Source organism: Tessaracoccus bendigoensis DSM 12906 (genome assembly GCF_900141915.1).
GTDB classification, from domain to species: Bacteria; Actinomycetota; Actinomycetes; order Propionibacteriales; family Propionibacteriaceae; genus Arachnia; species Arachnia bendigoensis.
In genome coordinates this window covers 38,904-48,735 of record NZ_FQZG01000026.1, presented here as the reverse complement: position 1 = coordinate 48,735, position 9,832 = coordinate 38,904, and the positions used below count along the sequence as shown (strand labels likewise).

Annotated in this window: 10 protein-coding genes; 5 read left to right on the top strand and 5 right to left on the bottom strand. The window is 67.0% G+C overall.

Annotation, left to right across the window (positions count from 1 at the left end; genetic code table 11):
- The first annotated feature begins 585 nt into the window (after positions 1-585).
- The 5 genes from BUC15_RS08570 (at position 586) to BUC15_RS08550 (ending at position 5,685) form a co-directional block, all read left to right on the top strand.
- A complete protein-coding gene (locus tag BUC15_RS08570) occupies positions 586-1,758 on the top strand; it encodes a Gfo/Idh/MocA family protein (RefSeq protein ID WP_073187104.1) in 1,173 nt (390 codons plus the stop codon).
- Positions 1,755-2,759, top strand: coding sequence for a sugar phosphate isomerase/epimerase family protein (locus BUC15_RS08565; RefSeq protein WP_073187102.1), 1,005 nt, complete (start codon positions 1,755-1,757; stop codon positions 2,757-2,759). Before BUC15_RS08570 ends, BUC15_RS08565 begins: the two co-directional genes overlap by 4 nt.
- A gap of 10 nt (positions 2,760-2,769) precedes the next feature.
- Complete coding sequence (locus tag BUC15_RS08560; RefSeq protein ID WP_073187099.1) at positions 2,770-3,753, top strand: substrate-binding domain-containing protein; 984 nt, start codon at positions 2,770-2,772, stop codon at positions 3,751-3,753.
- An 81-nt stretch (positions 3,754-3,834) separates the two neighbouring features.
- Positions 3,835-4,698 (top strand): sugar phosphate isomerase/epimerase family protein, encoded by an 864-nt coding sequence (locus BUC15_RS08555; RefSeq protein ID WP_073187097.1) that lies wholly within the window; start codon positions 3,835-3,837, stop codon positions 4,696-4,698.
- A gap of 111 nt (positions 4,699-4,809) precedes the next feature.
- Positions 4,810-5,685, top strand: a complete 876-nt coding sequence (locus BUC15_RS08550; RefSeq protein WP_073187094.1) for a hypothetical protein — start codon at positions 4,810-4,812, stop codon at positions 5,683-5,685.
- On the opposite strand, the gene BUC15_RS19450 is transcribed toward BUC15_RS08550, so the two are convergent.
- The 5 genes from BUC15_RS19450 to BUC15_RS08530 are packed head-to-tail and all read right to left on the bottom strand — an operon-like array spanning position 5,613 to position 9,831.
- Positions 5,613-6,062, bottom strand: coding sequence for a hypothetical protein (locus BUC15_RS19450; RefSeq protein WP_139280170.1), 450 nt, complete (start codon positions 6,060-6,062; stop codon positions 5,613-5,615). The two genes, BUC15_RS08550 and BUC15_RS19450, sit on opposite strands and share 73 nt — an antisense overlap.
- Positions 6,059-6,586 carry a phage tail protein gene (locus BUC15_RS08545; protein WP_084189459.1) on the bottom strand — a complete coding sequence of 176 codons (528 nt, stop codon included), beginning with the start codon at positions 6,584-6,586 and terminating at the stop codon, positions 6,059-6,061. Before BUC15_RS08545 ends, BUC15_RS19450 begins: the two co-directional genes overlap by 4 nt.
- On the bottom strand, positions 6,558-9,047 hold the full coding sequence (locus BUC15_RS08540) for a baseplate J/gp47 family protein (RefSeq protein WP_073187090.1): 2,490 nt from the start codon (positions 9,045-9,047) through the stop codon (positions 6,558-6,560). The genes BUC15_RS08545 and BUC15_RS08540 overlap by 29 nt, the downstream gene beginning before the upstream one ends.
- A gap of 2 nt (positions 9,048-9,049) precedes the next feature.
- On the bottom strand, positions 9,050-9,484 hold the full coding sequence (locus BUC15_RS08535; RefSeq protein ID WP_073187087.1) for a GPW/gp25 family protein: 435 nt from the start codon (positions 9,482-9,484) through the stop codon (positions 9,050-9,052).
- Positions 9,481-9,831 (bottom strand): hypothetical protein, encoded by a 351-nt coding sequence (locus BUC15_RS08530; RefSeq protein ID WP_073187085.1) that lies wholly within the window; start codon positions 9,829-9,831, stop codon positions 9,481-9,483. Before BUC15_RS08530 ends, BUC15_RS08535 begins: the two co-directional genes overlap by 4 nt.
- Position 9,832 lies beyond the last annotated feature (1 nt).

The window sequence follows — 9,832 nt, the reverse complement described above, 5'->3', positions numbered from 1 at the left end:
CGGATCAGAATCGACCACTGGCCGATTTTCGGGGAGCGTGACGGACGGCGGACGCGTCCGGGAAGTGAGGCAGTGGGCGATCCTCGACGTCAGACAGATCAGAATCGACCAGTGGTCGATTTTCGGGAGTCGGACCGGGTGGCGACGCGTCCGGCATGGCCACGCGGGGCACCCGCTCGACCCCACTCCTCCGGCGCCCACACCGGCCGTCCCTACCCACATCCAGGCTTGCCGACGGGCCATCGCGCTGCCCCATCCGCCACAACCACCGCAAAGCCGTCCCCACTGCCGGGATGCTTGCCGACAGGCCATCGCGCCGCCCCATCCGCCACAACCACCGCAAAGCCGTCCCCACTGCCGGGATGCTTGCCGACGGGCCATCGCGCCACCCCGTCCGCCACAACCACCGCGAGGTCGTCGCCCACACCCAGGCTTGCCGACGGGCCATCGCGCCGCCCCGTCCGCCACGGTTCCCCTCTCGGGCAAATCTTCCATCGGATTTGTATTGACAATTCGTCGCCAGGTGCTATCGTTGGATCCATGGAGCGCTCCAAGTTGCGCGGACCTGTTCATCAAGGAGGATGAATGACCATCGGAATCGCCGTCATCGGCGCAGGCATGGCGGGCAGGGCACATATCGCGGCGTACCGGGTGGCCCCCACTCTCTACGCCCCGACGCTGCCGGAACTCCGCTACATCTCCGTGTGCGACATCAACGCCGAGTTGGCCGACGTCACCGCACGCAAGTACGGCTATGAACGCAGCGACAGCGACTGGCGGGCCATCGCGGCCGACCCCGACATCAACGTAGTCAGCGTCGTCATCGCGAACCGCCTTCATCTGGAGGTCGCACGCGGCCTCGTCGAGGCAGGCAAGCACGTGCTCTGCGAGAAACCCCTGAGCGACACGATCGAGTCGGCCAAGGAAATGGCCGAACTGGCCGCAGCGGCCAACACCGTCGTGCGAATCGGCTTCACCTACACCCGGCAGCCAGGCATCGCCGCCATCCGGCAGTGGATCCAGGACGGCACCCTTGGCAAGGTGCTGCACTTCAGCGGCCGCTACTGGTGCGACTACGGCTCCTCGCCCAAGGCCCCGATCAGCTGGCGCTACAAGGGGCCGATGGGCTCCGGCGCCCTGGCCGACATCGGCAGCCACCTCACCTACCTGTCCGAGTTCCTCTGTGGCCCGATGACCGCCGTCTCCGGCGGCTCGTTCTCGACCGCGATCACCGAGCGTCCGGTGCCGGTCGGCGCCGTCACCGGGCACGGCCTCGCCGAGGTCTCGGACGAGCTTGAACCAGTGGAGAACGACGACTACGCCACCTACACCGCCCACTTCGGCGACACCGTCGGCAGCCTCGAGGTCTCCCGCGTCGCGGCCGGCTATCCGAACGCCTTGTTCTTCGAGGTCTTCTGCGAAAACGGCGCCGCGAGCTTCCACCAGGACACCCCGTCACAGGTGCGCCTGTACCTCAACGACGATTCGTCGGCTACCAACGGCTACCGCACCGTCAATCTCGGCTCCGACCATCCGTATCTCGCCGGCGGCATGGCGATGGACGTGTCCGGTGTCGGCTTCGGCCAGAACGAGGGCTTCATCTTCCAAGCCCGCGCATTCCTCGAAGAGGTCGCAGGTATCGCCGCGGCCGACTCTCTCCCCCAAAACGCCGGTTTCGACGCCGGTCTGCACAACATGGAAATCCTGGCTGCCGTCGCAGAGTCGGCCGGCCACAATGGTATGGAGGTAACACTATGAAGTACGGGTTCTACAACGCGGTCCTGCACGACCGCTCGCTCGACGAGGCCATCAAGGTCGCGGCCGACCTCGGGCTGGACGGCATCGAGATCAACTCCGGCGGCTTCCTGCCCCCGGTCCACATCCCCGAGATCGACGAGATCATCGCCGACCCCTCCGTCGCGAAGAAGTATCTGGCCCGCTTCGAGGGCACCGGCGTCGGCATCGGCGGCCTGAACTGCAACGGCAACCCGCTGCACCCCAACCCGGTCATCGGGTCCAAGCATGCAGGCGACGTGCGGCGCTCCATCCGAGCCGCCGCGGCCCTCGGCCAGACCCGCGTCGTGACCATGTCGGGCCTGCCCGGTGGCGAGCCCGGCGCGACCCATCCGAACTGGATCGTCAACGCCTGGAACTCGGCCGCGCTGGACGTGCTCGACTACCAGTGGGAGATCGCCGCCGCCTTCTGGAGCGACATCGACCAGCTTGCGAAGGACAACGGAGTCAAGGTCGCCCTCGAGCTGCACCCCCAGAACCTGGTGTTCAACGCCCGCGACATCCGCAAGCTGGTCGACCTGACCGACGCGACCAACATCGGCGTCGAGCTCGACGCGTCGCACCTGTTCTGGCAGCAGGCCGACCCGATCGCGGTCGCCCGCGAACTCGGACCCCTGATCTTCCACGCTGCTGCGAAGGACATCCGGATCAACACCAAACACGCCCGCCTCAACGGCGTCCTCGACAACGGGTTCCGCCGCCTGTCCCCCGACGAGCAACGCACCAACCTGGGCGGCGACGAGTGGGCCAACGAGTGGCCGAAGGACTCCTCGTGGGACTTCGTCGCCCTTGGTAGGGGACACGACGCGCAGTACTGGGCCGACTTCATCCAGGCACTGGATGACATCGACGCGAACATGTGGCTCAACATCGAGCACGAGGACGTCGAACTGGCCGGTCTGCCGGGCCTCGAGGTCGCCGCCGCGGTACTCAACGAAGCCCGGCAGCTCGCCGGGCGCGACTGATCGGACAGAGGTGAAATCACAGTTCAACCGCAGGATCATCGGGGCGGTCGCCGCAACCGCGCTCACCATCACCCTGACCGCGTGCGGTCAGGGTGGCAACGAGGCGAACGGCGAGGGCAACTCCGTCAGCGTCGCGATCATCGCGAAGTTCAACGCCGGCGAGTTCTGGGTCGCGGCCCGCCAAGGTGCGATGGCGGCCGGTGAGGATCTGGGCGTCGACGTCTCCTTCAACGGGCCCGACACCGAGAACGAGGGCGAAAAGCAACTCAATCAGTTGCAGGCGGCGATCAACGCAAACCCGGACGGCATCGGCTTCGCGGCCCAGAACGGGGCGGAGGAGGGGGCCCCGGCCATGCTGGACGAGGCCAAGGCGAACGGCATCGACATCGTCGCCTTCGCCACGCCGATGTCCTTCTCGGACGCACCCATCGCCACTGTCGCCTCGAACAACGAGAAGATGGGCCAGATGGCCGCCGAGCATCTCGCCGAGCTGCTGGGCGGCAAGGGCAAGGTTGCGGTGATCACCAACGGCATGGTCGGAGACGCAGCCGTTCGCCGCGACAGCTTCATCGAGCACCTCGCCGAGATTGCCCCAGACATTGAGGTTGTCGATGTGCAGGACGGGCAGGCCGATCGTGCCATCTCGCTGAACAAGGCGCAGGGCATCCTGCAGGCGCACCCCGATCTGAACGCGTTCTTCGGCACGTCCGACAACGCGACGATCGCGGCCGCCGACCAGGTGAGCGCGATGAGCAAGGATGTCCGGGTGGTAGGTATCGACGCCACCCCTGAGATGCTCGACATGATCAGGGACGGTGAGATCTCGGGCATCGTGACCCAGAACGCGTTCGAGGTCGGCTACCAGACGGTCCAGGTCCTCGCCGACGCCGCAGCTGACAAACTGCCGGAATCCGACTATATTGATATTACATCTGTATGGGCGGATGCTGACAACCTGGACGACCCGGAGGTCCAGAAGGCCCTCGGCTTCTGACCCATGAACTGACCTGATGCCTGGCCGCACGTCTCCTTGCGGCCAGGCACCAGGTCCCTCAAGCTTTGGAAAGGAAAAACGATGGTAGACATCGCACTGGACCCGAACATGTACTACGCATCGATGTCGACCGCCGACACGCTGCACAAGGCCGCCGAACTCGGCTTCGAGTACGTCGAGCTCTCCCCCAACGCCGAATTCCACTTCTGGAACCGCTACCCGAAGGGCGACGACGACTTCGTCGCGGGCCTGCTCCGCGCCGAGAAGGAATCCGGCGTCAAGGTCCGCACCCTGAACCCCGTGTTCAACTGGTCTGCGGTCGACGAAGCCGAACGGACAGCCCAGGTGCGAAACTGGCGGCGTCTGTTGCAGCTCGCCGACCAGCTCGATGTCCGTGAGATCACCTCCGAGTTCGCCGGCAACCCCAACACCCCCCGCGAATGCGAGGGACAGTGGTACCGCTCGATCGAGGAACTCACGCCCGATTTCGAACGCTACGGGATCCGTCTCAACATGGAGGCGCACCCATACGATTTCGTCGAGTTGCACGACGACGCCTACGCCACCGTGCGGGGCGCGAACCTCGACTGGCTCGGCTACGAGTTCTGCTGCCCACACGCCTTCCACCTCGACGACGGGGCCGGCGACGTGCGTCGGATGCTCACCTCGAGCGCCCCGAAGCTGCGCGAGGTACATCTCGCCGACACCCTCAACCACCGCGCCAACGACGGCAACCGAATCATCGTCAACCCGCCGGGGGTCGACGCCCGCGTACACCAGCACGCCGAGATCGGCAGGGGCGAGGTCGACTTCGACGCGGTCTTCGCGACGCTGCGGGAGCTGAAGTTCGACGGTGTCGTCTCGATCTGCGTGTTCGGTTGGCATGAGGTCTCCGACGAGGTCAACCGCCGGATGCTCGAGCGCGTCCGAAGCGAACTGGCCTGACCATCCCGAAGGTGCCCCACGCGCCCCGCGCGTGGGGCACCGCCACGTCCTGCACCTGGTCGCCGGGCGACCTCTCGTATCAGGACGCACCGCTGCCGACTCCTGAATGGTATGAGCGCCCCCCGTCAGCCGCTTGATGCCCTCCGGCGCCCGTTCCTGGTCGCCGCACTGCTGTGTGTGGTGGCCAGCTTCTGCATCTGCCTCGGCGCGCCGCTGCTGGTCGCCCCACCTCCATTCGACGCCCGGGTTGACAACGTCTTGTCCAACCCACAAACCCAGGACCTGCTGGACGCCTTCGACCTGGATGCCGATGACGTCGGCGATGCGCTGGCCGACGCTTCGCCAGATTCCCCGCCGGGGCTCGGGATCCCTGCGCTGGCCCTGATCAACGCGGTTCTCGTGCTCGTGCTCGCCCTGACCGCTGCGCGGCTGCTGATCGGTGACCGTGCCGTGGGTGCGGTGCAGGGGATCGTGAGCGTGGTCGTCGGGTTGGTGGGTCTACTCTGCGCCGTCGGCGTCGCCCTGGCCTCCTTCACCGCTCTCCTGGCGATGGTCTCGCTGCTTGTCTCCGCGCCGTTCGGGACTCTCGCCTATCTGGCGGTGTTCGGCTCGTTCCCCGTCGGGTCGGCCGCGGTTCTGGTCGGGTTGATTCTCGTGCTGCAGCTGAGTGGGTTGGTGTGCCTCGCATTGGCCCAGCAACGGTTCCTGACGAGCAAGGGGCTGGTGCTGCTTTTCGCCTCTGCTGCCGCGCTGACGATTGTCACCGGTCTCCTGCACAGTTTCGTGCCCGGGTTCATGGCCAGCATCACCGACGCCCTGGCTGCGTTGATCTCCGCGGTCGTGGCCGCAGTCTGGTTCGTCCTGCAACTAGTGCTGGGGATCGTCGCGGTGTTGCGGGTCTTGCAGTTAGGTCGTCAGACCAGCCTCAGGACACAGGGCGCTGCGAGCGAAGGGCAGGACACCACCAGCACAGAGTCCTCGTCGTAGAGGTCGATCCGTCGAGGCTCGTCTGCACATGCGCGTACGTCCCGCACCTCTTGGCGACCGTATCGGGCCCCCCTCACCTGGACCCTGGGCGGGTCCCCGGTCTCGACACAGAGCAGCATCCGCGTCCGGTCCTGGGGTAGCCGGGTCAGGCACGACGCCCCGACAGGTACCGTGAGCCGCCCGGTGTCATCCCAGCAGTCGCTGTCCCCGACATCGCTCACCTCCACGGTCGATACAGGTAGCAGGCTCGCCACGACCGACACGATGGCGCCGGGCTCCTGGAAGTCCCCGTCGCTCCGGGACCCCGGGCGCCATGCCAGGAGCCCGAGTGCCAACACCGCAACCATGACGCAGGCGAGGATGGCCGCGCGCCTCACGGTGTGGCTCCCTCACCGGCTGTCCGGACCGCCACGACGTCGGCGAAGAGGTGGGCGGGCTTCTCCTGTGCCACCACCTCTCTGACCAGGTTGAGTTGCGCGGGGCTCGGGTCGGCGACCTCGATGCGGACCCGGAACGGGGCGACCGGTTGGATTCGGCAGTCCCGGACGCCACTGGCCACAAGGACCACCTCGCGAAGGCCGACGGCGGTTCCCCTGCGTGCCCCGAGCAGAGCCGCCAGGTGGACCAGCTGACGGAGTCGCTCCGGCTCGAGCGGCCCCGCCACGGTCCGGTCGAGCCGGTCCAACCCGACCCACGCGGCGAGCCTCGCCAGATTCGGTTCCGGCGCCCCGAGCGGATCCAGGTCTGACCAGAAGGAGCGCAACGACGCATCGGCCGGACCCTGAAGCTCCACCATGACCTCGATCAGAGCGTGCAGCACCGATCCGGGTTGATCTGCCCGCCGGTAGACCTCGGGCAGCAGCAGTGCCACTTCAGTGGCGCGCATCGTCGTGCCCGACATTCAGGACATGCTCACCCGGTGCGAAGAGCCACGTCCGCGGCAATGTGACGGCGTCGGTGAAGGTATCGTCGCTCGCATGGCGCCAGGTGACGCCGTCGGTCGATGCCCAGATCCCTCCCACGCACCCTGCCAGTACCCTCGTCTGGTCTCCGGCGACACTCTGGATCGGCCGGAACCTCCCCACCTCCTGCAGCGGTAGACCGCTGTCTACCGCTGCGGCGCGCCATGGCCTGTCAGCGGCGGACGTATCTGCACGTGTGACGGCCGACCGGGCTGTCGCGGCGAAGACCCGGTCGCCCACTGTGATCAGGTCACGGCAACTGCCGCCGACCCAGTTCGATCCCACCGGCCGCCAACCCTCCGGGGAGGGCTGATACGGCTGCAGTTCCAGGCGTTGTACCCCTGCCCCTGCCTCTTCACCGGTCGCGTAGGCACCTGCCAACAGGAACCTTCTTCCAGGGCTGCGTTGTACTCTCAGCAGTCGAATGTCGATGCCTTTCAACCCGACCTCCTGGTACGTTCCCGGCTTCGCACCGCTGAAGGAGACCATCACCCCGCCCAGTTCCTGCGCCGCCACCGCCACCTGAAGTTCCGACCCCGGCTCGGAGACGACCGCGACCGCATAGCACGCACGATCCGGCTCCTGTGCGGCCAGAAGCACTGGTTCCGGGACCTCGCCGGGGGTCAGCGCCAAGCGGTAGAGCCCCTTGTCAGTCGCGAGGAACGCCACCGGGCCGAGGGGTGAGGCACCCACGGCGATGTCCTCAACATGGAACTCGAACTCCGCGGCCAGATACCAGGTCTCCCCATGGTCGGCCGAGGCGTGGACACGGGACCGGTCATCCTCTCCGATACGGCTCACCGCCAGCACCGAACCGGGCCGACCGGCACACGCTGCCAGCCGTTCGACGTGCTCCCCCGGCCAGCGTGCGACCAGTTCCCAGCCTTGGGCGTCCCTGCTTCGGAAGACCCGCTCATCGCTGCCACAGAACCACATGCCCGGCTGGTGCGGGTCTGCGATCACCGTGGACACGTCACCCGGCACCTCGTCCACAACCAACCGGACATCGTCGACATAGCGCACCCCGCGCTCCGAGAGCAGCACGTCGAAGATGGTCGAGGCACGCAACGGTTCCCCGAAGTCCCAGCCTGGCCGCCCCTCGAACGGGAAGGGGGTCAGGGTGCGTGCCAGCCTCCCGGCCAGGCGCTGCCGGGCCGCATCGAGGTTCTCCGCCCGATGGAGCACCACGGAGGCCTCAATATGGAACCTCTTCCAGCCAACCCACCCCACGCGATGCGTGATGCCAAGAGGCTGCCGCAACGCGATCTTCCCGGACACCTCGGCCGCCACCTCGGGAAGCTGACGGGCCAGGATCTCGTCGACGCGCAGGCTCAGCGCCTCGGCGTCTGAGGCACTCGGCACCAGGAGGACGCTGACATCGCCAGGCTCCCCGCCGTTCCACAGTTCGGCGGTCGTGTGGACGGCGGCGCGGCCGACCCCTCCGTGCGCGGCTACCGCAGCCCGCTCGTAGTCGGTGGCGGTGACGACCCGATCGCCGTCGTAGAGCCCAGCAGCAATCCGATCCAGCGCTGCGGCAACCGTCTCTCCGTCGCGACCTCCGGTGGCCGGTTCGTGGTTCACCACGGTGACCCCTTGGACCTGATCAACCAGTGAGGTGAGCGTGCCTGCCCGCACGTTCCCGGAGGCTCCACCTCCTGTGCGGTAGCTGACGGCGACGCGCCGACCAACCGGTGCCGGGCCCCCGACGGCCCCCGAGCCCAGCGTGATCGTGCCCGAGGTCCGATCCACAACGAATGCGTCCCTGTCCCGCTCGGCGGCGTCGAGGCGGGCCACCTCATGCCACAGCCGATAGCTGCCGTCACCGAGTCTGGCTGCCGGGACCCGGTCGTCGAGTTCGCCCTCGAACACCTCGGTTCCGAGGAACAACCCTGCCGCATCCGCCGCAGGCAGCACCAAGGGTCGGTACCCGGTCTCGAAGCGCTGGAACGGTCGCCCGGATGTGGTGCCGAGCACCTCCGCATCGTGCACGACGCAGTGCTGCGCCGTGACGGTTACCGTGTCTGTGGCCGAGACGGTTACCGAGGCGAGCGTGACGAACTCGGGCCCTCCTGCTGCGGCGGTGGTGACACGAGTGCCCCGCGGCACCGTGGCGTTCTGCTCGCCGGAGCCTGAGAACGTGAGGGTGACGCGCGCCGAGGCGGGGGGCAGGAGTGAGGCGCCATACAGGTTGCAGAATGCGATCCGTGCCTTCTCCGGCAGCCTGTTGAGGCGGAAAATCATGTTCTCTGTGAGGAATGCAAACAGTTCCAGAAGCGTGACACCGGGGTCGCCTGGGGTGAAGTCGGTCCATTCTGGAGCATTTCGCGCCGCGATCAACTTGGCGTCGGCCAGGAGTCGCCCGTAGTCGCGGTCGTCAAGGTTCGGCAACGGGAGTGACATGTTCACACCTCCACGGACGGAGCATCGAGGGGAAGCCCGACGGTCAACGAGTCGGGAAATCCCCAGTCCGGCTGGTAGTCCAGCCTGATCTGGAGCACGTTCGGTGCCTCGGGGAGGCGGGTGGCGGAGACATTGAGGATCCGGACCCGCGGCTCAGATCTGGTGATGGCCTCACGCACGTAGTGCATCGCCAGGCCCGCCGTGGTGTCGTCGTTGGGCGAGAAGGCGAGGGTCAGCAACTCACATCCGTATTCAGGTCGCATCACGCGTTCACCCGGCAGCGTCGACAGGAGCAACAACAGGCTCTGCCGCACGAGTACTGCTCCTGCGACCCGCTCCGGTCTGCCGTCAGCACCGCAGAGGAGTCCTGCTTCGCGTCCCTCGTCCAGATCGGGATGCACGAAACGCAGCCCGACCGGGGGCTCCACCCTGATCATGCCTTCTCCCACAAGAGTTGTTGCCCGGCATCGCTGATCCTGTATTCCACCGCGCCGGGCGGTGTCCCATCGGTGAATCCCACCAGGTCGGCGCGAACCACCGGCACCCGGTCGATCCGTACGAGCGGCGACAGACCCTGACGCACTGCAAGGGTCCCGGTACACGGCTTGATGCTGATGCCGATGTTCGGGCAACCGCCGATGCTGCGACCCACCGGGTCGGGAGCGACGAGCAGAGGATGCCCCATCACCTGCACCCAGTTCTGTGACGCCTGCTGGGGGGCCCGACCCAGGACATGGGTGCAGCGGACATCTGCCTGGTCCGTGGCCAGCGGGAGAGCTGTCATC

Excerpts from the sequence above, each read along its gene's own strand:
- BUC15_RS08570 (WP_073187104.1), top strand. The coding sequence starts at position 586 with ATGACCATCGGAATCGCCGTCATCGGCGCAGGCATGGCGGGCAGGGCA.
- BUC15_RS08565 (WP_073187102.1), top strand. The coding sequence starts at position 1,755 with ATGAAGTACGGGTTCTACAACGCGGTCCTGCACGACCGCTCGCTCGAC.
- BUC15_RS08555 (WP_073187097.1), top strand. The coding sequence starts at position 3,835 with ATGGTAGACATCGCACTGGACCCGAACATGTACTACGCATCGATGTCG.
- BUC15_RS08550 (WP_073187094.1), top strand. The coding sequence starts at position 4,810 with ATGAGCGCCCCCCGTCAGCCGCTTGATGCCCTCCGGCGCCCGTTCCTG.
- BUC15_RS08545 (WP_084189459.1), bottom strand. The coding sequence starts at position 6,586 with ATGTCGGGCACGACGATGCGCGCCACTGAAGTGGCACTGCTGCTGCCC.
- BUC15_RS08540 (WP_073187090.1), bottom strand. The coding sequence starts at position 9,047 with ATGTCACTCCCGTTGCCGAACCTTGACGACCGCGACTACGGGCGACTC.
- BUC15_RS08535 (WP_073187087.1), bottom strand. The coding sequence starts at position 9,484 with ATGATCAGGGTGGAGCCCCCGGTCGGGCTGCGTTTCGTGCATCCCGAT.
- BUC15_RS08530 (WP_073187085.1), bottom strand. The coding sequence starts at position 9,831 with ATGACAGCTCTCCCGCTGGCCACGGACCAGGCAGATGTCCGCTGCACC.